We start from the raw sequence: 24075 nt of genomic DNA, 5'->3' as shown, positions 1-24075 counted from the left end.
TCATGTTCGACGTCATCGTGGTGGGCGGCGGTCCCGCCGGGGCCACCGCCGCCGAGGATCTGGCCCGCTCGGGCCACCGGGTCGCGCTGCTGGACAGGGCCGGGCGGATCAAGCCCTGCGGCGGGGCCATCCCGCCCCGCCTGATCGCGGATTTCGACATCCCCGATGACCAGCTTGTGGCGCGGATCACCACGGCGCGGATGATCTCTCCCACCGGGCGGCGGGTGGATATCCCGATCGAGAACGGCTTTGTCGGCATGGTCGACCGCGAGCATTTCGACGCCTTTCTGCGCGCCCGTGCCCGCCGGGCCGGGGCGAGGCTGCTGTCCGGGACCTTTCGCCGGATCACCCGCGACGCTGAGGGCCCTCAGGTCGTCTACCGCGACAAGGCCAGCGGCGAGGAACGCCGCCTGGCAGCCCGGCTGGTCATAGGCGCCGACGGCGCGCGCTCACTTGTGGCGCGGGCCGAGGTGCCTGGCGGGGACCGCATTCCCTATGTCATGGCCTACCACGAGATCATCGCCGCACCAGAGGCCACCGGGCAATACGATCCGGGCCGCTGCGACGTGGTCTATGACGGGCGGATCTCACCGGATTTCTATGGTTGGGTCTTTCCGCATGGGGCCTCTGCCAGCGTCGGCATGGGGTCGATGGTGCAGGGGGTGGACCTGAAACAGGCCACCGCCGATTTGCGCGCCGCCTCGGGGCTGAGCGGCTGCCGCACCCTGCGCCGCGAGGGCGCGCCGATCCCGTTGCAGCCGCTGGCGCGCTGGGACAATGGGCGCGATGTGGTGCTGGCGGGCGATGCCGCCGGTGTGGTTGCCCCCAGTTCGGGCGAGGGGATCTATTACGCGATGGTCGGGGGCCGCGTGGCCGCCACCGCCGCCGCCGCCTGCCTGGCGAGTGGCCGGGTGCGCGACTTGCGGCTGGCCCGGCGTCTGTTCATGCGCGAGCACAAGACGGTGTTCCGTGTCCTGGGGTCGATGCAGCGGGCCTACTACCGCTCGGACGAGCGGCGCGAGCGTTTTGTCTCGCTCTGCCATGACGTCGATGTGCAGAACCTGACCTTTGAGGCCTACATGAACAAGAAGCTGGTCAGTGCCCGGCCCCTTGCACATCTCAAGATCGGGCTGAAGAACCTCGCCCATCTGACCCGGCTGGTGCCGTCCGGTTATACTTGACGTGAAACAGCGCCTTTGCCCGCCATCGGCGCACTGGCCGGGCGGGGGAAGGGTCCTGTTCAGGGAATTCTGAAAACGGCGGCCGCCGGACGGATCGTGCCGAACCGAGGTGTCAGTCCCGGTCCTTTCGGGGCGTCGCCCCCTTGTTCCGCGCAGATCAAAAGGCCCCCGATCGGGGTCGTGATCCGGGTTTTCAGTGCTAGCGGGGCAGAGGATGCGACGGGCGGATTGACGAAAGATGAGCGCAGCGTTCGGTGCGCTTAGCGGGCCCAGTCAAAGGCTCGCGTCAGCAACCGCGCCGCGTCGCGCGTGACCACCGGCCCATGCGCCATGACGACCTGGCGCACCGGCCAGGTCCGCATGTGCGTCAGCGTGCTGCGCAGGGCGCGCCGATTGGTAAAGGCGACGCGGAACTTGCGCGGCACCGAGGGCGCGGGCGCGGTCATCAGGTCGATGCGCGCCACTGCCCCCCGCCAGCCGCGGTTCATCCCCTCGGGCAGTTGCTGCAAGAGATCGGTGAAGATCGCGGTGCCGCTGGGGCGATGGAAAAAGACCACTTCGGTGGTGATCCTGTTGCCGGCAAAGATCAGTTGATTAAAGGTGCCGGCCCAGTCCGCCGGTGTGTCTCCGTCCAGCGGGTGGTCAACCACCACGCCGGCGGATTTCGCCTGCACGCCCGATGCCGCGTGGACCCGCGCCACCGGGTAGGTCGAGGCCCAGTCGGCCAGAAAGCTGTGGTGCAGGTCGTTGGGCGCCACCAGGTGCCGCACCGGGCCAAGCGCGGCCAGCTCCTTGGCCAGAGCGGCATCTGGCGCGATCGGAGAGTGTATCCACAAGCCGCCTTCGGGCAGGCGGGCGACACACATGCGGGTGGGGAAATCGAAACCGGCGGCGCCCCGGATCGGCGGGCCATCGACGGTCCAGAGGTCCTCCCCCAGCGGGATGAGCCTTGTCATCACTTGCCTCTAGCGGATGAAATCAGCGAATGGCTCAGCCTATGGATGTATGATTGACTTTGCAACGGTGTTGCGGAGAAGGTGGCAGGGACCCGCCACTGTGCGGGCGGGTTCCTGCCGGGGGCGGCGTCAGATTGCCGCCAGTTCGCCTTCGAGATCCTTCATCTCGGCCCCGCCGGCCATCAGGCGGCGTATCTCGTCATGGCTGAGTTCGCCCGCCTTGCCCGCGCCGATCACCTGTCCCAGCGCGAGGAAGGTGTAGCGGTCCGCCACCAACTGAGAGTGGATCTCGTTGTGGGTGATGAAGATGATGGCGATGTCGCCGCGCTTGCGCACGCGCTTGATCGTCTTCAGGACCTCCATCTGCTGTTTCTGCCCCAGCGCGCTGGTCGGTTCGTCGAGGATCAGAACCTTGGCGCCAAAGTAGATGGCGCGCGCGATGGCCAGCGTCTGGCGCTGGCCACCGGACATGGTGCCCACCGCCTGGGTCGGATCGCTGAAGTCGATGCCGATCTTCAGCATCTCGTCATGGGCGATCTTGTCCATCTCGGCCATGCGCAACGTGCCCAGCGGGCCTTTCAGCTCGCGCCCCATAAAGAAGTTGCGTGTGACGCTCATCAGCTGGTTCACGGCAAGATCCTGGTAGACCGTGCCGATGCCTGCGTCCGAGGCATCCCGGGGCGAGCGGAAGTTGACCGGCTTGCCCTCGATATAAAGCTGGCCGGAGCTGGGTTGGTGCACGCCCGCCAGCGTCTTGATGAGGGTGGATTTTCCGGCCCCGTTGTCGCCCAGCAGGGCGTGGACCTCGCCCGGGTAGACCTCGAGGTTGACGCCGTTCAGGGCCATGAAGGGGCCGAATTTCTTTATGAGGTTTTCGACGCGGAGATAGGGTTCAGCCATTTTGGGCGCCCTCCGTGATCCGGGGTTGGGTTAGCAGTGAGACCTTTGCCGTTCCGAGCAACCGGCGCGCATGTGCCAGCCCCGACCTCCCCCCCGGGAGGGGCTTTTGGCGAGAAGGTCCTGGCTCATGCCGCGCCCGGGCTATTGAGTGGGGCCGCCGATAGTGGCTCGACCGCCCTCCCGAGGTCGGGGCCGGCGCCTGCGCGCCTTGGCAATCGTTGGCCATCATCAGATCCCCCCCGTGATGCGCTTGCGGATGCGTTCGTTGGCAAAGACCGCCGCCAGCAGGACCAGCCCCACGAAGACACGGTAGAACGACCCGTCGAGCCAGGGGATGTAGAAGACCGCGTTGGCCACGAGGCCGAAGGTCACGGCGCCGAAGGCTACCCCGATCACCGAGCCGAAGCCGCCGGTCATCAGCGTGCCGCCCACGACGGCGATGGCGATGGCGTTCAGTTCCATCAGGTTGCCCTTGGCCGCGTCCGCCGTGTTGGTGTCGAACACCTGACAGGCGGCGAACATGGTGGCGCAGAAGGCGGTGAACATGAACAAGCTGATCTTGACCTTGTTCACCGGCACGCCGTTGGCGCGCGCGCTGTCCTTGTTGTCGCCGGTGGCGTAGATCCAGTTGCCTTTCTGCGTGCGCGCCAGCACGAACCAGGCGCAGAAGGCGATCACCAGCCACCACAGGAAGCGCGAGTCGAATCCGTCGACCCATTGTTCTCCGCGGCGGTTGATGTTGCCGCCCAGCTGGAACCAAAGGTCGTAGACCCAGCCGAAGACCTCGCCGCCCAGGATCCAGGCGACCCAGCTTTCCTCCTTGAAATCGGGCAGGCCCGAGATCTGGGTGGACTGGTTGATGAGGCGGAAACAGACCTCTGTCACGCCGCGCAGAAAGAACAGGAAGGCCAGCGTCACGATAAAGCTGGACAGGCCCGAGCGCACGACGATGGTGCCGATCACCCAGCCGATGAACAGCGTCATGCACATGGTCAGGATGAAGGCGGTGAGCGGCGTCGCCTCTCCCAGGCCGAAGGGCAGGCCCCATTTCAGCATCATGGCCATCGACATGCCGGCAAAGCCGATCATCGAGCCGATGGACAGATCGAATTCCCCGGCGATCATCAGCATGGCGGCCCCGGTGGCGATGATGCCGAACTGCGAGATGATGGCGATGTTGTTTTTCAGCCCCAGGGCGTTGAACGCCTTGAAGTCAGAGGCAAAGGTGATCGCGGTCACGACGACGAGCATGACGATGAAGGCCCCGGCCTCGGGACGGCGCACAAGGCGCATGAAGGCGGATTCCTGAGTCAGCCGGTCCGCTTCGCTGCGGTCAGACATAAGACCCCCCATTATGTAAGGATATATCGAAAAAGGGGACAGGTGTTGCCGCCTGTCCCCGCGATGTTTCCGAAACTGCCCGCGATCAGCGGTTCACGCCCGCCTGCGATTTCACGTCGGCGGCGTTCGAGGCATCCACGAAGCCCGGGCCGGAGGTCACGTTGGCACCCGGCAGCATCCCTGCGTTGGTGTTGTAGAGGTGCAGGACGATGACCGGCATGTAGCCTTGCAGGCGCTGCTGCTGGTCGATGGTGAAGGAGACGTGGCCCGCCTCGATCAGGTCCATCACACCGGGCGAGAGGTCAAAGCAGGACAGGTGCACGTCGGCACCCACTTCCTCGACCGCTTGCCAGGCCGCTTCGCAGACATGCGGGCCAACCGCCAGCAGACCGTCGATGGTCTCGTCCGCCTGCAGGGCGGCGGCGGTGCGGGTCTTGATCTGGGTGACGTCGTTGGACACGTCGATCTGGTTCAGCTCCTGCCCGAAGGCATCGAAATAGCCGGTGCAGCGGTCCACCAGCGCGGTGTTATAGGCTTCCTGGTTGAGGCAGAGACCGTTGGTCACGCCTTCTTCCTTGGCGCGCTCACCGGCGGCCTTGCCAGCGTCGTATTCCGGCTGGCCGACGTGCATCAGCGCGCCGACGTCCTTGGAGGATTCAAGACCCGAGTTGATGGTGATGACGGGGATGCCCGCGTCGACGGCGTCGCGGATCGCGCCGCCAAGCGCATCGGCATCGGGCAGCGAAACGATGATGCCGTCCGGATCGGTTGCGGCGGCAGCCTCGATCAGCTTGGCCATGGCCGACATGTCGCCCGAGGGGTCGAAATTGTACTCCAGCGTTGCGCCGACGGCGGCGGCGGCATCCTTGGCGCCTTTCTCGACCACCGGCCAGAACGGGTCGGTGCCCTGGGTGTGGGTGATCATGACATAACGTTCGGCGGCAGCGGCAGAGGCCATCGCCGCAAGGGCTGCGGTGGCAAGCAGGATCTTTTTCATGGTGTCTCCTCCATTGGACAATTGCCCGTTTTTCCGGGCATTTGGTGCGGACCGGCTCTCTTCCGGAGCTGTATTCCGGTTGAAAGCCTAGCAACGCCCCGGGGAGTTGTCAGCAATGGATTGATGCCTCCTCCCGTCCCCCCGCGGCGGGTGTCGTTATCGCTAACGACCGGGACGGGTTGCGTCGAGGATTTCGACCGTTTCGGCGGCAAAATTCCCTCATGGATGAGGGGCTGTGACCCCGCATCCTGAGAGAATCCCATCATTTTAGGCAGAGGTGGCGGAAATCCTTGCCTCGGGCCCGATGATCGGCGGCGCGGCGTTCAGGGTCTCGATGGCGAAACCGGCCGCGGCCTTGTAATCGGCCAGAAAGGCCTCGCGCTCCTCGGGCGGGATCACCGCGTCGATGTCATCGAAATGCCCGCCACAGCGTTCGTCGACGAGGTTCAGCAGGCCGAAGGGGCCGGCGCCGCGATTGCGCAGGATCAGCTTGGACACCGGCGCGCAGAGCTTGTCGTCATAGGCCTTCAGCGCGGCGGGGCCGCTGCCGTGTTCCAGCAGGCTGGCGCCCAGCGTGCGGGCGTCGATCACCGCCTGGCTGGCCCCGTTCGAGCCGGTGGGATACATCGCATGCGCCGCGTCCCCCATGAGCGCCACGCGGCCCTGGACCCAGGTGGGGATCGGGTCACGGTCGATCATCGGGTTTTCGAAGGCGCGCGAGGCGCCCCGGATCATCGCGGGCACGTCCAGCCAGTCATAGCGGAACTGGTCGAAGTGATGCACGAAACTGTCGATCGGCACCTCGCGGAACCAGCCGGTTTCGGTCCAGTCCTCATCCTCGCCCAGGGTGCGTTCGGCGATCCAGTTGATCTCGGCCAGCCCGTTCTCGTCGGGGGCGGAGATCGGGTAGATCACCATGCGGTGCCGGTGCGTGCCCAGACCGACAAAGCTGGACCCGGTGCGGATCGGTTTCGCCCGCGTGGTGCCCCGCCACATCAGCGCACCGCCCCAGTGGATCGGCGGCTGGTCGGGGTGCATCTGGGCGCGGATCGCCGAGTGGATGCCCTCGGCCCCGATCAGCAGGTCGGCGGTGTCGGTGCGCGCGCCATCGGCGCATTCCAGGTGCAGGGTCGCGCTGTCCTCGTTCTGGGTATAGCCCGCCGCGCGACAGCCGGTCTGCACCGCGTCGGGGCCCAGCCGGTCCAGCACGAGGTCATAAAGCGCCATGTGGAACCGGCCCCGGTGGACGGCGTATTGCGGCCAGTTGTAACCGGCTTCCAGCCCGCGCGGCTCGGCATGAATGTCGGCACCGCTGAGGCCCACCAGCGCCCATTCGCGGGCCGGGACGCCGCAGCGGTCCAACAGCTCTTCGCCGATGCCGAGGTCGAAGAGTTCGCGCACCGCGTTGGGTTGCAGGTTGATGCCCACGCCCAGCGGTTTCAACTCGCGCACCGCCTCGTAGACGGTGCAGGACAGGCCGATCTGGTGCAGCGTCAGCGCGGTTACCAGACCGCCGATGCCGCCGCCTGCGATGATGACACGGGTCATTGCGCTCTCCGTTGCTGGGCGATGATCTGGTATGCCAAAATGCCTGTGGACGCAATTGTCAGCTGGCCTCGGGCGAGCGGGGCGCCACAGGTGCATCCGATGCGTGTGCCGCCATTGGCTCTGTCTTTGCCAGCCTCTCCCTTCTGCCGACCGCCGGAGCCTGTCGGCCCCGCGGAGGGGGCAGGGCCAAAGGCGCAGGCCGCGCCTTTGGGGGCTCGGGGGCATTTGCCGCCAAGAAGAAGCGCAGGGGCGCGTCAGAGGCTCAGCAGGCGCTTGGCGTTTTCCTTGAGGATCAACGGGCGCACCTCGTCACGGATGTCGAGGTCCTCAAAGTCCTTCAACCAGCGATCCGGCGTGATGGCGGGCCAGTCCGAGCCGAAAAGCATCTTCTTCTTCAGGATCGTGTTGGCGTATTGCACAAAGATCTTGGGGAAATACTTGGGCGACCAGCCGGACATGTCGATGTAGACGTTGGGCTTGTGCTGCGCGACCATCAGCCCCTCTTCGGTCCAGGGGAACGAGGGGTGGGCCAGCACGATGGGCGTGTCCGGGAAATCCACCGCCACGTCATCCACATGCACCGGGTTGGAATATTTCAGCCGCATCCCCATGCCGCCGCGCATCCCCGATCCGACGCCGGTCTGGCCGGTGTGGAACAGCATCACGGCGCCTTCCTCGGCAATCGCCTCATACAGCGGATAGGCCCAGCGTTCGTTGGGGTAGAACCCCTGCATCGTGGGGTGAAACTTGAACCCCTTGACGCCGAACTCCTTGACCAGGCGCCGCGCCTCGCGGGCGCCAGCCTTGCCCTTGGAGGGGTCGATGCTGGCGAAGGGGATCAGGATGTCGTCGTTCTCGGCGGCGATCTGGGCCACTTCCTCGTTCGAGTAGCGGCGAAAACCGGTCTCGCGTTCGGCATCGACGGGGAAGATCACCGCGCCGATCTTGCGTTCGCGGAAATACTCGGCCGTCTGCTGGACCGAGGGCAGCATCCCGGAGGCGCCCGCCGGGTTCTTGAAATACCTGGCCATGCCGGCCTGGAACTCGTCATAACCGTCGTCGCGGGGGCCGCAGCAGGGTTCCTCGGCATGGGTGTGGATGTCGATGGCAACCAGGTCGTCGACGTTCATCATGGTCTCTCTCCTTTGGCCTTCGGTCAGCTTGTCGGGGCCTGCACCTTGGCGGCGCGCTTTTCCAGGAAGTCCTTGAGGCGCTGTTTGGCCTCGGGCGTCATGGTGGCCAGCGAGGCAACCATCGCCTCTGTGAACAACCCGTCGTCGGCGGACATGTCGCTGATGCGGGGCAGGGCGTTGAGGATGGCGTAATTGGTGAATTCGGCGTTTTCCGCCATGCGGTGCGCGATCTCACGCGCGCGGGTCAACGCCGTGCCGTTTTCGACGACGTAGGACACGCCGCCCCAGCGTTCCATGTCACTGGCCGAGACAGAGCGCCCGGTCAGCATCATGTCCCCCATGCGCGCGGGGCCGATCAGCCGGGAAATGCGGACAGAGCCGCCGCCGCCGACGAAGATGCCGCGCGTGCCTTCGGGCAGGGCGAAAAAGGCGCTCTCTTCGGCCACGCGGATATGCGTGGAGGCGGCCAGTTCGAAGCCACCGCCCACCGCCGCGCCGGTGATGGCGGCGACGAAGGGGATCTCTCCCATCTCGATGGTTTCGAAGGTGCGGTGCCAGAGGCGCGAGCCCTTGACCGCCTCGAAGAGCGGTTTCTCGGAATGTTCGGCCAGGTCCAACCCGGCGCTGAAGTTCTTGCCGTGACCGTGGATCACGCCCGCGCGGGCCTCTGCCGTGGCGCGGGCCACCGCCTGGCCCAGCGCGATCACAAAGCGGTCGGACAGCGCGTTGCGCTTGTCCGGGCGATTCAGCCCGATGACGGCAATGTCGCCGTCCAGTTCATAGGTGATCAGGCCGTCGCCCATTGTTTCCGGTTGCGCGGTCATGTCGGAAAACTCCTCCCCAGGGTGCCGCTTGGGCGGCAAATTCGTTTCCAAGTAAACAATTATCGCGGTCGGAGTCAATCGGGCTTGCGCTGTCGGGCGGTGGCATAACCGCTTTTCCTTGCGGGGCTTCTGGTATACCAAAATGACGAAACGAGGCGCCGGGGAGGACGCATGAGTGATCTGAAACTTGCCGCGGGCATGTCGCGGCTGGGCACCGAATCCGCATTCGTGGTGCTGGCACGCGCCGGAAAACTGGCCGCCGAGGGGCGCGACATCATCAACCTCGGCATCGGCCAGCCCGATTTCGCCACGCCCGACCATATCGTCGAGGCGGGGATCAAGGCGCTGCGCGATGGCCACCACGGCTATACGCCCGCCAATGGTATCCCGGCGCTGCGGCAGGCGGTGGCCGCCGACCTGCACCGCCGGCATGGCGCCGAGGTGAACCCCGACAACGTGGTGGTGGTGCCGGGCGGCAAGCCGACCATGTTCTTTGCGGTGCTGATGTTCGGCGAACCGGGGGCGGAGATCATGTATCCCAATCCGGGGTTCCCGATCTACGAAAGCGTCATCAAGTATTCCGGCGCCACGCCCGTTCCCATCGCGCTGAAAGAGGAAAACGATTTCGCTTTTTCCGCCGAGGAAGTGCTGGGCCAGATCACCGACAAGACCCGGCTGATCATCATCAACTCGCCTGCCAACCCGACGGGCGGGGTGACGCCCAAGGAAGAGATCGACAAGCTGGTCGCCGGTCTGGCCGATTTTCCGCATGTCGCCCTGCTGTCGGACGAGATCTATTCCAACATGCTTTACGGCGGGCGCGAACATGTCTCGCTGCTGAACTATCCCGAGATCCGTGACCGGCTGATCCTGCTGGACGGCTGGTCCAAGACCTATGCCATGACCGGATGGCGGATCGGCTACGCGGTCTGGCCCGACAGCCTTGTCGAGCACGCCACCCGGCTTTGCATCAATGACCATTCCTGCGTGAACGCCGCGACCCAATATGCCGGGATTGCCGCCCTCGAAGGGCCACAGGACGCGGTGCGCGACATGGTCGCCGCCTTTGACGCCCGGCGCGAGGTCATCGTACGCGAGCTCAACGCGCTGCCCGGGGTGCGCTGTGCCGATGCGGCGGGCGCCTTCTATGCCTTCCCGAATGTGGTGGGCACGGGGTTGACCTCGAAAGAAGCCGAAACACGCTTTCTCGAAGAGGCAGGCGTTGCGACGGTGGCGGGGACATCGTTCGGCGCCTGGGGCGAGGGCTACCTGCGGTTCTCCTACGCCAACTCGACCGAGAACATCCTGGAGGCGCTTTCGCGCATCCGTAAACTTTTGTGAAAGGGCCCATGTCATGAGCGATACGCAACTGCTGATCTGCGGCAAAAGCTTCAAGCAAGACGAACGTGACCGGCTGAGCACGGCCTTTCCGGCGGTCTTTGTCGACGGGCCGGACGATATGGCCGGTCTGGATTCGACCCTGCGCGCCAGCATCCGCGCGGTGGCTTACAAGGGGCACGCACCCTTTGGCGCCGAGCAGATGGACTTGTTTCCGCAACTGGGTGTGATCGCCAATTACGGCGTCGGCTATGACGCCATCGACGTCGAGGCTGCCAGCACACGCAGCATCGCCGTGACCAACACGCCGGATGTGCTGTCGGACGACGTGGCCGATCTGGCGGTGGGCCTGATGATCGCTCAGGCGCGGACGATGATCCGGGGCCATGCGCATGTCGCCTCGGGGCGCTGGGCACAGGAGGGGGAGATGCCTCTCAACCGCAAGGTTTCGGGCTCGACCGTGGGGATCGTGGGACTGGGCCGCATCGGGCGCGAGATCGCGGACCGGTTGGCCGCTTTCAAATGTCAGATCCACTATTCCTCGCGCTCCGAGAAAGAGACACCGGGCTGGACCTATCACCCGGATGTGGTGTCGCTGGCGAAAGCGGTGGATTTCCTGGTGATCGCGCTGGTGGGTGGCCCCGAGACCAAGGGCCATGTCACGCGCGAGGCGATCCAGGCGCTGGGGCCGCGCGGTGTGGTCATCAACATCTCGCGCGGGACAACCGTGGACGAGGGCGCCTTGCTGGACGCGCTGGAAGCGGGCGAGATCGCCGGGGCGGGGCTGGACGTCTACGAGAACGAGCCCAACATCGACCCGCGTTTTCTGAAGCTGGATACCGTGGTGTTGCAGCCGCACCAGGGGTCGGGCTCCGTCGAGACGCGGACCGCGATGGCGGAGCTGCAACTGGCCAATGTGGCGGCATTCCTGAAGGGGGAGCCGCTGGTCACGCCCGTGAACTAAGGGCTGTCAGCCAAGGGGCCGGGCGGCGGGGCAAGCCCCGCCCTACGCCATATGACCTGGGTCAAGGCAGGGCCACGGGCGTTTCGGCATCCTTCGCGCGACAGGAGGGACGCCCATGAAATTGCTCATCGCCTATGCCTCGACCGAGGGGCAGACCCGCAGGATCGCCCGTTTTCTCATGGACCGGCTGGCCGATTTGGGCCATTCGGTCGAGCTGTTGCCCGTCGGCGAGGCCGGGGACATCGACCTGGCGCGGTTTGACCGGGTGATCCTGGCGGCCTCGGTCCATCTGGGCCACTATCAGAAAGACATGGGCGAATTCGCGGCCCAAAACGGCGCCGCGCTGGACCGTCTGCCGGTGCTTTTCGTCTCTGTCTCGCTGGCGGCCGCCGGGCATGATGCCGAGGATTGGGCCGACCTCGACCGGATCGTGGCGGATTTCGCGCAGGCGACCGACTGGCACCCGAAGAAGGTTGTGCAGGTTGCGGGCGCCTACCGGCCCTCGGAGTACGACATCTTCCGTCGCTTCGTCATGCGCCGCATCGTGACGGCCAAGGACCCGGAGGCCGATCCGGACAAGGATCACGAATACACCGACTGGGCGGCACTGGGCACGGCGCTGGATGACTGGTTGACCGCGAAGGGCTGACCACGAAGAGACAGAATCTGTTAGTCTTCCTTGCAATGGCCCGCGCCAGTCGGGCGAACCAGGGGAGGAAGACAATGACACAACGCAGCACCGAGGGTCGGGGGCGCCGCTATGACAGCGTGCTCGACACCATCGGCGATACACCCGCGATCCGCATCAACCGCATCGCGCCGGACCATGTCACGGTCTACGTCAAGTTCGAGGCCTTCAACCCGGCGGGATCGGTCAAGGACCGTCTGGCCATCGGGATCATCGAACAGGCCGAACGGGACGGTACCCTGAAACCGGGGCAGACCGTGGTCGAGGCGACCAGCGGCAACACCGGCATCGGGCTGGCGATGGTCTGCGCCGCCAAGGGCTATCCGCTGGTGGTCACGATGGCAGAGAGTTTCTCGGTCGAACGCCGCCGGTTGATGCGCTTCCTTGGGGCCAAGGTGGTGCTGACGCCCAAGGCGCTCAAGGGCTTTGGCATGTATTCCAAGGCCAAGGAACTGGCCGAGGCGAACGGCTGGTTCCTGGCCAGCCAGTTCGAGACCGCGGCCAATGCCGACATCCACGCCAGCACCACCGCGCGCGAGATCATGGGCGATTTCGACGGTGAGCGGCTGGATTACTTCGTGACCGGCTACGGCACCGGAGGCACCGTGACCGGTGTCGCGCGGGTCCTGCGCCAGGAACGCCCGGACACCAGGATCATCCTCAGCGAACCGGCGAATGCGGCGCTTGTCGGATCTGGCTATACCAACACCCGCAACGCGGCGCATCAGCCGACCGAAAGCCATCCGAATTTCGAGCCGCACCCGATCCAGGGCTGGACGCCGGATTTCATTCCCTGGGTGTTGCAAGAGGGGCTGGACATCAACTGTTACGACGAACTGGTGCCGGTGCCCGGTCCCGACGGCATCGCCTGGTCGCGGCGGCTGGCGGCGGAAGAAGGGATCTTTACCGGCATCTCCGGCGGCGCCAGCTTTGCCGTGGCGATGAAGGCGGCAGAGAACGCGCCCGAAGGCTCGGTCATGCTGGTCATGCTGCCCGACACGGGCGAACGCTATCTGTCGACGCCTCTCTTCGAGGGGGTGCCGGAGGACATGACCGAAGAGGAACGGACAATCTCGCTGTCGACACCCACAGCACAGATGGCCGCGGAATAAAAACGCGACGCGCGCCCCGGGCAGGACTCGGGGCCGCCCGGATACGGTGAGGTCCCGGCGCGGGGGCCGGGACTGGGGCGTCGGCGGATTGCCGCAGACCTTGGCCAAAAGGCGCGGTTTGTCCAAGTCTGAGGCGAGGCCCGTCCAAGACGGCCTCTTGGCCGCCCGAATATGCTCTGGGAACCAACTCATCGTTCCCAGGAGTATTCATGCAACGATTTTCGATACTTGCCGCCGCGACCCTGATCTGTTTGTCCGGCGCGGCCCTGGCGCAGGACGCGCCTGAGAACTGCTGGCAGTCGGCGGTCAGTACCATCCTGTCCAATGACAACGACAATCACACCGGATACGAGACCTGCCTTGCGGCCTGCGAGGCGGATGAGGCCTGCGCGGCCTGGAACTTCCGGCCCCACAGCTTTGACTCCTCCATGGCCGGGCACTGCCAGCTCTTGGGCGATGTCTACAAGACCGAGGACTCCGACCGCGCCTTTTGCGGCAAGATTGCACGCTGAACCGAAAGGAACCTGACCATGTTGCGCACGCTTTTCATGACGGCGGCGGTCTGCTTGACCGCTGTACCTGCCCTCGCCGAGGACTACGAACACTGCAAGCTTCTGCCCGGCTCCACCTCTGCGGTTTTCAACTACGAGCAGGTCGGCCCTGCCGCCTGCGAGCAGCTTTGCCGGGATACCGAGGGCTGTATCGCCTGGTCCTACACGCCGCACAATTTCAATCCCAAGTCAGCGCCCGGCGAGTGCCGGACCCTTGCGGACGTCTCGGATGACGAGGGCAGCGACAAGGACTACTGCGGCTTCCTCGACCCTGATGCCAATATCTGAGACGGGGACCGCCCGGTGTCGTGGTACTGTGGCACCATGACAGAGAGTCGGCCCGACACGAAGCTGGCCGGGGCGCCATATGTGCGGTTCTCGGCCAGTCACCTTCCGCCCTCGCACCGGATGGAGATCTGGCGCGAGGTTTTTGGGCGCGAGGTGATCCGGCTCGATATGGCGCCGCTGGAGGACGGGCCGATCTTTCACGACGCGGTGTTTCGGGACTTCGGCTCTGCCGCGCTTGGGCTGGGCGTGGTTTCCTCGATCAGTTGTGAACGGACAGCCGAACTCTTGGGCGATGGCAACAACGATATCATCCTGCTGATCCCGATCGAAGGCACCGTCAGCCTTCAACAGCGCGGGGCGGAACTGGTCGCGCATTCCGGCGATGTTCTTGTCCGGCGGTCCGACGACGCGGGGCGCACCCTGTCCAGCAGCGGTCGCTACATGACCGTCACCCTGCCAGCCAGAGTGATGGAATGCCGCGTGGCCGACATTGACAGGCTGACGATGACCGTGCTGCCCCGTGGCACCAACGGGCTGAGCCTGCTGACCGGCTATGTCCGGATGCTGATGGCAGAAGAACGGATCGACCCCGCGATGCTGGAGATGATCAGCCTGCATATCGCGGATCTGGCCGGCTGCGCCATCGGTGCCCGCCGCGAGGAATGGCATGTTGCCAACCAGCGTGGCCTGGCGGCGGCCCGCCTGCGCCAGATCCATGCGGCGATCCGTTTCGGCGCGGCGAACGAGGGGTTCTCGATCGCCGAGGTGGCAGGCGCCATGCGCGTGACGCCAAGCTATATCCGCAAGCTGTTGGCCAGCGAGGGCGATACCTTTACCGCGCTTGTGCTGCAGCGCCGCCTGGACCTGGCGTTCGAGGCCCTGTCGGACCCGGCCCGGGACACCAGCCCGATCAGCCGGATCGCGCTCGACGCCGGGTTCGGGGATGTCTCTTGTTTCAACCGGGCTTTCAGAAAGCGCTATGACGCCACGCCGCGCGATATCCGCGCGGCGCGCGAGGCCTAGGGCTCAGGCGATCAGATGGACCCTGCCTCGACCATGAAATTCGACGCGGTGCACATGGCGCTGTCGTCGGAGGCCAGGAACAGCGCCATGCGCGCCAGGTAGACCGGTTCGATCAGATCCGGAAGGCATTGCCGCTGGCGGTGCTTGTCGATGGCCTCGGGCGTCACCCAGAGCTCTTTCTGCCGTTCGGTCATGATCCAGCCGGGGACGATGGCATTCACGCGGATATTGTGTTCGCCCAGGTCGCGGGCCATCGTCCGGGTCAGCCCGTGCACGGCGGATTTTGCGGTGGTGTAGGCGGGCATGCCGCCGCCCGCTTCCCACCAGCTGTTCGATCCCATGTTGATGATCGACCCGGTCCCGGCCTTGATCATGCCCGGCGCGACGGCCTGGATGGCAAAGAACTGGTGCCGGATGTTGGTGGCCATGCGCTCGTCCCAGTAGTCGGGCGTCACGTCCTGCCAGTTGTGGCGGTCGTCGCGGGCGGCGTTGTTGACCAGCACCGTGGCGGGGCCAAGCTTTTTCGCAAGACGGGCAAAGCTGGCCTTGAGCTGGTCGATCTCGCGCAGGTCGCAGAAGTCGAAGAGGACCTCTCCGCCGGTCTCGGCGGCAAGTTTTTCGCTGGCCTCGCGGTCGAAATCGACAAAGCCGGTCCGGGCGCCCTGCGCGGCGAAGGCGCGGACCATCTCGGACCCGATGCCCGAGGCGCCGCCGGTGATGAAGACGGTCTTGCCCTTGAGGCTGGGGTAGATTGCGAAATCAGGCATGCTGTTCTCCGTGGTTGGGGGGCAGGGGGCTTTGCCCCCTCTGCGCGTGCCGCGCATTCACCCCCAGAGGTATTTGAAGCCCAAAGAAACCCGGGGCCGGTCTCAGGCGGGCAGGTCGTCCTCGAGGAAGTAGCGGATATTGTCCTCGAAGCTGGCGTCGGGTTCGAGGCCGAGGCGGGCGGCTTTTTGCGGGCGGATGTCGTTGCGCCAGCCCTTGAGGATGTGGTCGATCTCGGGCTGCGGTTCCCAGGTGATGAGCTTGGCGGGCTCCGGCCCGGCGACGGCGGTCATGGCGTCGATCATCTGGCGGATGGTCCACATCCGGCCCGGCATGGTCATGCAATGGTTCATCCCGAGGTCCTCGCGCGGGATCTCGGCGCCCTTGACCAGGTTTTCGACGCATTTGCGGGGGCTGAGGTAGAAATGGTGGAAGTCCGGGTCCACCGGGCAATTGGCGGTCTGGCCCTGCAGGGGTTCACGCAGGATCGAGGACATGAAGCCCGAGGCGGCGCGGTTGGGTTTGCCGGGCCGGACAGAGATGGTCGGCAGGCGAAAGCCGCGTCCGTCGATGAAGCCGCGGCGCGAGTAGTCGTTCAACAGCAGCTCTCCGATGGCCTTCTGCGTGCCGTAGCTGATCTGGGGGTTGAGGAAACTGTCGTCGGTGAAGGGCTGGGGCACCTCGCCGCCGTAGACGGCGATGGAGGAGGTGAAGACCACGACAGGCTGGGTGCCGAGCGCGCGGGCGCGTTCCAGCACGTTGAGGTGCCCGTGCATGTTGACCTTGTAGCCGAAGTCGAAATCCTCTTCGGCATGGGCCGAGACGACCGCCGCCAGCAGGTAGATCACGTCGGTGTCCGGCGCGATGGCCTCGGCGGCGGAGGCCGGATCGGTGATGTCGGCGGTCTGGTACTGCACGTCGAAGGGCGCGTCGATTCCGGCCGGGGTGACGACATCGGCCAGGGTCAGGCGGGTGATCGGCTTGCCGCGCAAGGTGCCGCGCGATGCCAGCAGGCGGGCGAGTTTCTGGCCGATGAGACCGGCGCCGCCGATGATGAGGATGTTCATGGGGTCTCTCCTTGGTCGAAGATCTGCGGCGCCAGTGCGCCGGGGTGCTGGATGACCTCTGCCGCCAGGTGGGCGGCGCGGGACATGGCGGTGCCGAGGCTGGCGCCGGTGGCGCGGGCGGCCAGGAAACCGGCGCCGAAACTGTCGCCCGCCGCGGTGCTGTCGGTGATCCTGTGCACCTCGGGCGGTGTGGTGGTGACGGTTCCGTCCGACTCGGACCAGCCGTGGCAGGGGGCTGCGCCGTTCTTGATCACCACGCAGCTGGCCCCGGCGGCGCGGTAGCGTTGCAGCGTGTCCTCGGGCGTGGCGTCCTGAAAGGCTAGCTGTTCCTCGTCGAAGCTGGGCAGGACGGTATCCGAGACGGCGGCGCCCATGAGCAGGCCCGAGCGCATGGCCTCGGCGCTTTCCCAGAGCGCCGGGCGCAGGTTGGTATCAAAGGCGATCATGGCCCCCGCCGCGCGTGCCCGTCCCAGCGCGGTGCAGAGCGTCCGGCGCGCCTCGGGCGCGAGGATGGCCAGGGTGATCCCCGAGAACTGGATCACGTCGCGTTCCGCCATGATCTCGTCCAGCCAGTCCGGGTCATCGGCGAGGGTCCTGGCCGCCGACTGGCCGCGCCAATAGGAGAAGCTGCGCTCTCCCTCGCGGGTCTGGATCATGTAGAGCCCGGGCGTTCGGGTTGGGTGGCGCCGGATTGCGTCGTTGGACATACCCTGCGCACCGATGAAGCGGGCCAGGTCGTCGGACATGGCGTCCTCTCCCAGAACGGTGCCATAGCTGACGGTCCATGTGGCGGGCAGCAGGCGGCGCGCGTACCAGGCCGTGTTGAAGGTGTCCCCGGCATAGCCCAGGCGGAAAAGCCCGGGATTCTGCGGCGCCGGGGCCATTTCGACCATGATTTCGCCAAGGGAAAGAAAGCGTGTCATTCGGCGGCCCTTGCCTGCGGTTGGGCGGGCAAGAGCTTGCCCGGGTTGAGGATGCCCTTTGGGTCGAAGGCCTGCTTGATGGCCTGCATGTAGGCCAGCGCCGCGCCATGTTCGGCATCCATGAAGCTCTGCTTGCCGATGCCGATGCCATGTTCGCCCGACACGGTGCCGCCCAGCCGCAGCGCGGTTTCACCCAGGGCATGGGTAAACTCATGCGCGCGGGCCATTTCGTCGGGGTCGTTCGGGTCGACGGACAGACCGGCGTGGAAGTTGCCGTCGCCGACATGGCCGACGATGGTGGCGGTCAGGTTCAGGCGGTTTGCGTCGGCCTGGCTTTGCGCCACGGCTTCGGCCAGGTGAGAGATCGGCACGCAGACATCCGTGGGCCAGATGTGCTTGCCCTTGCCCAATGCGGCAGAGGCGTAATGCGCGTTGTGGCGCATCGCCCAGAGCGCGTTTCGGTCCTCTGTCGTGCTGGCCGTCTGCCAGCCCTCGGCGCCGAACTCGGCCGCGATCTCCTCGAATGTCTCCATCTGTTCGGCCACGGCCTTTGGCGCGCCGTGGAATTCCAGGAAGAGATGCGGTTTTTCCGGCAGGCCCGCGTCCGCATAGGCGTTGAAGCCGCGCACCATCATGTGGTCCAAGAGCTCGATCCGGGCCATCGGGACGCCGCATTGGATGGTGGTGATGACGCAGTGCACCGCCTGTTCGACATCCTCGAACCGGCAGGTGGCGGCGGTCACGGTCTCTGGCGTCCCGTGCAGGCGCAGGGTCAGCTCGGTGATGATGCCCAGTGTGCCTTCGGAGCCGATCATCAGGTGCGTTAGATCATAGCCGGTCGAGGATTTGCGCGCGCGGCTCCCGGAGCGGATCACCGTGCCGTCGGCCATGACCGCCTCCAGCGCCAGCACGTTGTCGCGGATGGTGCCATAGCGCACGGCGGTGGTGCCCGAGGCGCGGGTGGCCGCCATGCCGCCGATGCTGGCATCCGCGCCGGGATCGACCGAGAAGAAGAGGCCCGTGGCGCGCAATTCCTCGTTCAGGGCCTTGCGGGTCAGGCCGGGTTGCACGGTGCAGGTCAGATCCTCGGGCTGGACCGACAACACGCGGTTCATGCGGCTCATGTCCAGGCTGATGCCGCCATGCAGGGCCAGGTGCTGGCCCTCCAGCGAACTGGCGGCGCCATAGGCCGTGACCGGACAATCCCGGGCGTGGCAGATTTTCAGGATCTGCGAGACCTCTTCGGTCGTCTCCGGGTAGGCGACGGCATCGGGGGGCGTGTTGGGGTAATAGGTTTCGTTCTGACCGTGCAGGGTGCGTTCGGCGTTCGAGGTGCTCAGCCGGTCGCCCAGCAGGTCCTGCAGGCTTCGGATGGCGGTGTCATGGGGCATTGGCGGCGTCTCCGGCGGCGAAGATGGCAAGAACCACGACCGCCAGCATCGAGGCGGCCATGACGTAGTTGATCCGGCGCTGGGTGGTGTCGGGCAGGTTCAGCCGGTGCAGCGTGGCCCCGGCCAGCAGCCAGCCCAGATGGATCGGAATCCAGATCGTATTGACGATGATCAGCTTGGATACCGTCTCGAACATGATGTTGTCGGGCGCGTAGGGGAAACCGGCAAAGAGCGTGGTGTTGACCGCGTAGGCCTTGGGGTTGATCGCCTGAAGCAGGATGCCCGAGAGCACGGCGGGCGGGGCCTTGGCCTCGATGAAGGCGATCTTGCTGCCGGCAAAGGCGATCCGCGCGGCGAGGTAAAGCAGGTAGGCGATAGAGGCCACCATCAGAACCGTGCGCACCACCGGCACCGATAGCACGATGGCCGCCACGCCCGAGATCACCGCCAGCGCCACCAGGTTGGTGCCGATAAAAAGCCCCAGCACATAGGCCAGCCCGGGGCGAAAGCCATAGGCCGCCCCCAGCCCGGCGGTCGACAGCACGCCCGGTCCCGGCGTGATGATCAGAAAGAAGACGGCCAGCGCAAAATTCAGCATGGGGCAGGCGCCCGTGTTGCTGTCATGTTCTCCTCCCGGTCAGGCTGATGCCCGGCCTGCTTGCGTGGCGGCCGGTTTGGTATACCATCTGCAATCAAACCAGCCGGGGCGGGAATGTCAACGGCGTGCGGGACGGCGAAAGGCCGTTTGCGGCCAGGTGCCGCCTTGCCCCGTGCGCCGTCCCGCCCCGGCGCGCGAAAGAACGGGAGGAAGCGCATGTCTGACAAGGTCAAGGTCGGGTTCATCGGGGTTGGTCTGATGGGCCACGGGATGGCAAAGAACCTGCTGGAAAAAGGCCACCCGCTGGTCGTCAAGGGCAACCGCAACCGCGCACCGGTCGATGACCTGGTGGCGCGCGGCGCGGTCGAGGTGGCGACGCCGCGCGAGATGGCCGCAGCCTGCGACGTGATCCACATCTGCCTGTCGAACGCGCCGCAGGTCGAAAGCGTGTTCCGCGGCGAGGACGGGATCCTTGCCGGGATGCGGGACGGGCTGATCGTGGTGGAATGCTCTACCTCCGATCCCAACGTGACGCTGGCGCTGGCCGCCGAGATGGGCGAACGCGGCGGGCACATGGTGGACGCGCCGCTGGGCCGCACGCCCAAGGAGGCCGAGGCCGGCACGCTGGACGCGATGGTCGGCGCCGACCCGGAGGTGTTCGAGCGAATCCTGCCGGTGCTGGACTGCTGGGCGGGCAACATCAACCATGTCGGCCCCGTCGGCGCGGGTCACAAGATGAAGCTGATCATGAACACCATCGCCATGAGCTATGCCGCGCTCTACGGCGAGGTGACATCGCTGGGGGCCAAGGTGGGCATCCCGCCCGCCACGATCCAGCGCGTCATCGGCTCGTCCCGGCTGGGCAACGGGTTCTTCGACACTTTCATGGATTACGCGGTGAATCGGAACCGCGACGCGCACAAGTTCACGGTGGCCAATGCCTCCAAGGACGTGCGCTATGCCCTGTCGATGGCCCTGGAGGCGGGGGCGCTGACGCCAATGGCTTCTGCCACGCGGCAGTATTTCGCCCAGGTCGAGGCACAGGGCCATGCCCAGGATTACGTGCCCTGGATTGCCGATCACATCGCGCGGATGAACGGGCTGGACCTGGAAGAAGAGGCAAAGAAGGGGCGCGACTAACCCGTCGCCCGGCGGATCAGCTGGTAACCCAGGTCGATCCGCCTGCCCCGAATGTCCTCGCCGTCGCAGGCGGCGAGGGTCAGGCGCGCGGCCTCGCGTCCGATGGCCGCGCCGTCGATGCGGATGGTCGTCAGGTCCAGCGCGGCGGCCCCCGCCACGTCGATGTCGCCAAAGCCGGTCACGGCCAGCGCGCCGGGCACGTCGATGCCCCGGCGGCGCGCCTCGCAAAGCGCGCCCACCGCCAGCGCATCGCTGACACAGATCACCGCGTCCGTATCGGGCCAGCGTTGCAGGACCTGCGCCAGCCCCTCGGCCCCGTAGTCCGGCCCGCCCTGGTCCTCGCGGGGCGGCAGCGAATGGATGCGCGGCGCGTGCCCCTCCAGCGCATCCAGATAGCCTTTCTCGCGCATGTCGGCGCGGGTGTCGCTGGCGCGGTCTGTCCGCAGGAAGACAGGCGCGCGGCGTCCCGAGGCGATCAGATGGCGCGCCATGTCATGCCCCGCTGCCCGGTTCGAAAATCCGACGGCGGCATGGATTGGCGTTTCCGGCAGTTCCCAGAGTTCGATCACCGGCAGACCGGCGCCGGACAACAGGCGGCGGGTGTCCTCGGTGTGGTCGCTGCTGGTCAGCACCAGCGCATCCGGGCGGCGGCCCAGCAGGGTCGAGACCATCAGCGCCTCTTTCTCTGGCTGGTAGCGCGTGCTGCCCAGCAGCAGCTGCAGCCCGCCCGCGCTCAGACCCTCTTCCAGTCCCCGGATGGTGGAGGCAAAGACCGGCTGTTCCAGCGTCGAGACCAGCGCCCCCACAACCCGAGAGCGCTGGGACGACAGGGCGCCCGCGGTCTCGTCGCGGACATAGCCCAGCGCCACCACCGCCTTTTGCACCTTTTCCAGCGTGTCGGCGCTGACCTTGGACGGGGTGCGCAGGGCGCGGCTGACAGTGATCTTGCCGACCCCAGCCGCGCGCGCCACATCGCCCATCGTCACCCACTTGCGGTCCATGTCGATCCCTTCATTTGACAGCACTCAGGATAGGGTGGTACCGATACCATGCAAGTGGTGGTATCGATACCATAGGGCGCGCAGCAGGGGAGGACAGGCGATGCTGAGCCGCGAACAAAAGGACTTCTACGCCGATAACGGTTATCTCAAGGTCGACCAGGTGGTGACGCCCGAGGAACTGGCAGAGCTGCAATCCGTCACCGACGGGCTGATCGACGCCTCGCGCGCGGTGACCGAAAGCGACGAGCGTTTCGACCTCGACACCGGCCATTGCGCCGAAACCCCGCGCCTGACCCGGATCAAGCTGCCGCACAAGCAGCACCCCGTTTACGACCGCATCCTGAAGCAGTCGAAGGTGACGGAGGTGCTGAACGACCTCCTCGGCCCGGACACGGTGCTGAACACGGCCAAGCTGAACTGCAAGGCGCCGGGCGGCGGCGCGGCGGTGGAATGGCACCAGGACTGGGCTTTTTACCCGGCAACGAATGACTCTCTGCTGGCCTTCGGCCTGATGCTGGAGGATGTGACCGAGGACAACGGCCCCCTGCTGGTGATTCCGGGATCCCACAGGGGACCGGTGCTGAGCCACCACGCGAATGGCGTGTTCTGCGGGGCCATCGACCCGGACGATCCGCTATTCGAGAAGGAAAAGATCGTGACGTTGACCGGCAAGGCCGGGGACATGACGGTGCATCATGTGCGCCTTCTGCACGGATCGGCACCCAATGTCTCGGACCGGGCGCGCAAGATCCTGTTCTACGAATGCGCCAGCGCCGATGCCTGGCCGCTCTTGGGCGGGTCGAGCTATATTCATTCCCTGGGTCAGCGCAGGTTCTGGGAGGATTTCCAGGACCGGATGATCACCGGCGCGCCGGTCTTCACGCCGCGACTGGCGGATGTTCCGGTGACGCTGCCCTTGCCGCCAGCGCCGGACAATACCTCGATCTTCAAGACCCAGATAAGCGGCGGCGCCAAGAGCGCCTTTGCCTAAGTCCGCAGCGGACCTCCCGCTGTCTTGTTTTTTGAGTATTTCCGGAGAGAAGAAACCCGGGGCGGACCTCCTGTTTCTTCTCTCCGACAAATATCTCCGGGGGTGAAGGCCGCAGGCCGAGGGGGCAGCGCCCCCTTTACCCGATTTCCACCGCAGAACCGTCCGCCAGCATCGCCTCGATATCGAGCGGCGTCTTGAAGCCATCCTTGACCTTGGCCTCCAGCTCGGCCTCGAGGTGCTGGACCTCTTGCACGGCGGCGATGACTGCGTCGATCTGCGCGAATGGGATCACCACGACGCCGTTGCGGTCGGCCACGATCATGTCGCCGGTGGCCACCTGGCAGCCGCCGACCACGGCTTTTCCGCCCAGCGTGCCCGGCCCCGAGGTATAGGGCGAATTCGGGTTGAGGCCGGTGCACCAGGCGGGCAGGCCGGCGGCGACGATACCGGCGTAATCGCGCATCGGGCCGTCGGTGACGAAGCCGGCGGCGCCCGCGTTCTTGAGCATGCCGGACAGCTGGTCGCCGATGGTGGCGCGGTCCTGGTTGCCGTGGCCGGCATGGACCACAACGTCGCCGGGCGTCAGCAGGTGGACCGCCGCCAGCGTTGCGATGATGTCCGCCGGGCCGCTGTCGGCCACCAGTGCGGGACCCACCGCGTGACAGTCGAGGTCACGGCCAAAGCCGATCGGGGCTATCGGTGTGGCCATCGCTCCCATGCCGCCCATCGCGTCACAGAGAAAGGCGGTCTCGACTCCTTTCAGGGCGGCGATCTGGGCCTCGGTGGGGCGGGGGGCGCCCTTGACGATAGTCAGGCGGGGCGGTTCTCCGATCATTGGTCAGTCTCCTTTGCAAGCGGGGTGTCGGGATCGGGCAGGCGCCAGAGCAGGCGGATATAAGCCAGCCCCGAGGCGGTGGCAGTACAGCGGGCTTTCTGAAGCTGGATTTCCTCGGCGGACAGTTCGCGCAGCAGCGCCAGCTCTTCCATCCGGTCGCATTGGACCAGGGCCGACAGCAGGTCGTATTTCACCTCGATCCCGGCGAGCGCGGCGATGCGTTCCGGGGCCTTTTCGCCCAGGTCCGCCATGCGCGCGGCGATGGCGTCGGACCATTCCTGCCGCGTCTCGGCAAAGCACAGGCCGGCCACTGCGGGGGTTTCTGTCGAGACCTGCAGGCAGGGCGCATGTGCGTCGTCGACGCAGGTGGTGGGTTTCCGGCCAAGCTCCGCCGCCGTCTCGACGCAGCTGCGCACAGCGTCCAGATCCAGGCGCGGCTCTGCCTGTGCGGGGGGCGCCAGCACAAGTGCGGCCAGCATCATCGGCGCCGCGCGGTGCGCCGCGGATCGTGTGGTCATGG

At 66.1% G+C, this 24075-nt stretch carries 25 protein-coding genes; 10 read left to right on the top strand and 15 right to left on the bottom strand.

Annotated features, from left to right (window positions below):
• The first annotated feature begins 2 nt into the window (after positions 1-2).
• Complete coding sequence (locus tag KZZ07_RS11375; protein ID WP_219514237.1) at positions 3-1181, top strand: geranylgeranyl diphosphate reductase; 1179 nt, start codon at positions 3-5, stop codon at positions 1179-1181.
• Positions 1182-1441: 260 nt separating this feature from the next.
• Here the strand turns inward: KZZ07_RS11375 and KZZ07_RS11370 are convergent, their stop codons facing one another.
• From KZZ07_RS11370 to KZZ07_RS11340, 7 genes are all read right to left on the bottom strand, one after another.
• The gene (locus KZZ07_RS11370; protein ID WP_219514236.1) at positions 1442-2137 is read right to left on the bottom strand and encodes a DUF4336 domain-containing protein; all 696 of its coding nucleotides are present in this window, start codon (positions 2135-2137) and stop codon (positions 1442-1444) included.
• Positions 2138-2266: 129 nt separating this feature from the next.
• Positions 2267-3037: an ATP-binding cassette domain-containing protein gene (locus KZZ07_RS11365; RefSeq protein ID WP_219514235.1), complete on the bottom strand. Its 771-nt coding sequence runs from the start codon at positions 3035-3037 to the stop codon at positions 2267-2269.
• Positions 3038-3265: 228 nt separating this feature from the next.
• A complete protein-coding gene (locus KZZ07_RS11360) occupies positions 3266-4378 on the bottom strand; it encodes an ABC transporter permease (protein ID WP_219514234.1) in 1113 nt (370 codons plus the stop codon).
• Positions 4379-4463: 85 nt separating this feature from the next.
• Positions 4464-5375, bottom strand: a complete 912-nt coding sequence (locus KZZ07_RS11355; protein WP_219514233.1) for a sugar ABC transporter substrate-binding protein — start codon at positions 5373-5375, stop codon at positions 4464-4466.
• Positions 5376-5642: 267 nt separating this feature from the next.
• Positions 5643-6923, bottom strand: a complete 1281-nt coding sequence (locus KZZ07_RS11350; RefSeq protein WP_219514232.1) for a flavin-dependent oxidoreductase — start codon at positions 6921-6923, stop codon at positions 5643-5645.
• 254 nt (positions 6924-7177) lie between these two features.
• Positions 7178-8053, bottom strand: a complete 876-nt coding sequence (locus KZZ07_RS11345) for an amidohydrolase family protein (RefSeq protein WP_219514279.1) — start codon at positions 8051-8053, stop codon at positions 7178-7180.
• Between the two features lie 26 nt (positions 8054-8079).
• A complete protein-coding gene (locus tag KZZ07_RS11340; protein ID WP_255564290.1) occupies positions 8080-8880 on the bottom strand; it encodes a crotonase/enoyl-CoA hydratase family protein in 801 nt (266 codons plus the stop codon).
• Between the two features lie 171 nt (positions 8881-9051).
• On the opposite strand from KZZ07_RS11340, the gene KZZ07_RS11335 reads away from it, so the two are divergent.
• From KZZ07_RS11335 to KZZ07_RS28075, 7 genes are all read left to right on the top strand, one after another.
• Positions 9052-10221 (top strand): pyridoxal phosphate-dependent aminotransferase, encoded by a 1170-nt coding sequence (locus tag KZZ07_RS11335; RefSeq protein ID WP_219514231.1) that lies wholly within the window; start codon positions 9052-9054, stop codon positions 10219-10221.
• A gap of 13 nt (positions 10222-10234) precedes the next feature.
• Entirely contained in the window at positions 10235-11182 is a 948-nt protein-coding gene (locus tag KZZ07_RS11330) for a 2-hydroxyacid dehydrogenase (protein ID WP_219514230.1), read from the top strand.
• Between the two features lie 115 nt (positions 11183-11297).
• On the top strand, positions 11298-11831 hold the full coding sequence (locus tag KZZ07_RS11325; RefSeq protein ID WP_219514228.1) for a flavodoxin domain-containing protein: 534 nt from the start codon (positions 11298-11300) through the stop codon (positions 11829-11831).
• Positions 11832-11905: 74 nt separating this feature from the next.
• Positions 11906-12982, top strand: a complete 1077-nt coding sequence (locus tag KZZ07_RS11320) for a PLP-dependent cysteine synthase family protein (protein ID WP_219514226.1) — start codon at positions 11906-11908, stop codon at positions 12980-12982.
• A 209-nt stretch (positions 12983-13191) separates the two neighbouring features.
• On the top strand, positions 13192-13494 hold the full coding sequence (locus KZZ07_RS11315; protein WP_219514224.1) for a hypothetical protein: 303 nt from the start codon (positions 13192-13194) through the stop codon (positions 13492-13494).
• An 18-nt stretch (positions 13495-13512) separates the two neighbouring features.
• Positions 13513-13821 (top strand): PAN domain-containing protein, encoded by a 309-nt coding sequence (locus tag KZZ07_RS11310; protein ID WP_219514222.1) that lies wholly within the window; start codon positions 13513-13515, stop codon positions 13819-13821.
• Positions 13822-13836: 15 nt separating this feature from the next.
• Positions 13837-14844 carry a helix-turn-helix transcriptional regulator gene (locus tag KZZ07_RS28075; protein ID WP_219514220.1) on the top strand — a complete coding sequence of 336 codons (1008 nt, stop codon included), beginning with the start codon at positions 13837-13839 and terminating at the stop codon, positions 14842-14844.
• Between the two features lie 11 nt (positions 14845-14855).
• Here KZZ07_RS28075 and KZZ07_RS11300 read toward each other — a convergent pair whose 3' ends face one another.
• The 5 genes from KZZ07_RS11300 to KZZ07_RS11280 all read right to left on the bottom strand — a co-directional run bounded on the left by KZZ07_RS11300 (position 14856) and on the right by KZZ07_RS11280 (position 19588).
• The gene (locus KZZ07_RS11300) at positions 14856-15611 is read right to left on the bottom strand and encodes an SDR family NAD(P)-dependent oxidoreductase (protein WP_219514219.1); all 756 of its coding nucleotides are present in this window, start codon (positions 15609-15611) and stop codon (positions 14856-14858) included.
• A 102-nt stretch (positions 15612-15713) separates the two neighbouring features.
• A complete protein-coding gene (gene denD, locus KZZ07_RS11295) occupies positions 15714-16676 on the bottom strand; it encodes a D-erythronate dehydrogenase (RefSeq protein WP_219514218.1) in 963 nt (320 codons plus the stop codon).
• Positions 16673-17599: a sugar kinase gene (locus tag KZZ07_RS11290; protein ID WP_219514217.1), complete on the bottom strand. Its 927-nt coding sequence runs from the start codon at positions 17597-17599 to the stop codon at positions 16673-16675. Before KZZ07_RS11290 ends, denD begins: the two co-directional genes overlap by 4 nt.
• The gene (locus tag KZZ07_RS11285) at positions 17596-18990 is read right to left on the bottom strand and encodes an FAD-binding oxidoreductase (RefSeq protein ID WP_219514216.1); all 1395 of its coding nucleotides are present in this window, start codon (positions 18988-18990) and stop codon (positions 17596-17598) included. The genes KZZ07_RS11290 and KZZ07_RS11285 overlap by 4 nt, the downstream gene beginning before the upstream one ends.
• Positions 18980-19588: a LysE family translocator gene (locus tag KZZ07_RS11280; protein WP_219514215.1), complete on the bottom strand. Its 609-nt coding sequence runs from the start codon at positions 19586-19588 to the stop codon at positions 18980-18982. Before KZZ07_RS11280 ends, KZZ07_RS11285 begins: the two co-directional genes overlap by 11 nt.
• 216 nt (positions 19589-19804) lie before the next feature.
• On the opposite strand from KZZ07_RS11280, the gene KZZ07_RS11275 reads away from it, so the two are divergent.
• Positions 19805-20728, top strand: a complete 924-nt coding sequence (locus tag KZZ07_RS11275; RefSeq protein WP_219514214.1) for an NAD(P)-dependent oxidoreductase — start codon at positions 19805-19807, stop codon at positions 20726-20728.
• On the opposite strand, the gene KZZ07_RS11270 is transcribed toward KZZ07_RS11275, so the two are convergent.
• The gene (locus tag KZZ07_RS11270) at positions 20725-21729 is read right to left on the bottom strand and encodes a LacI family DNA-binding transcriptional regulator (RefSeq protein ID WP_219514212.1); all 1005 of its coding nucleotides are present in this window, start codon (positions 21727-21729) and stop codon (positions 20725-20727) included. The genes KZZ07_RS11275 and KZZ07_RS11270 overlap by 4 nt on opposite strands.
• A gap of 100 nt (positions 21730-21829) precedes the next feature.
• On the opposite strand from KZZ07_RS11270, the gene KZZ07_RS11265 reads away from it, so the two are divergent.
• Positions 21830-22720, top strand: coding sequence for a phytanoyl-CoA dioxygenase family protein (locus KZZ07_RS11265; protein WP_219514210.1), 891 nt, complete (start codon positions 21830-21832; stop codon positions 22718-22720).
• A gap of 136 nt (positions 22721-22856) precedes the next feature.
• Here the strand turns inward: KZZ07_RS11265 and KZZ07_RS11260 are convergent, their stop codons facing one another.
• On the bottom strand, positions 22857-23555 hold the full coding sequence (locus KZZ07_RS11260) for an RraA family protein (protein ID WP_219514208.1): 699 nt from the start codon (positions 23553-23555) through the stop codon (positions 22857-22859).
• Complete coding sequence (locus KZZ07_RS11255) at positions 23552-24073, bottom strand: hypothetical protein (RefSeq protein ID WP_219514206.1); 522 nt, start codon at positions 24071-24073, stop codon at positions 23552-23554. The genes KZZ07_RS11260 and KZZ07_RS11255 overlap by 4 nt, the downstream gene beginning before the upstream one ends.
• Positions 24074-24075 lie beyond the last annotated feature (2 nt).

The organism is Mameliella sp. CS4, assembly GCF_019392335.1.
Classification (GTDB): domain Bacteria; phylum Pseudomonadota; class Alphaproteobacteria; order Rhodobacterales; family Rhodobacteraceae; genus Antarctobacter.
This window is presented reverse-complemented; position numbering and strand designations above follow the sequence as displayed.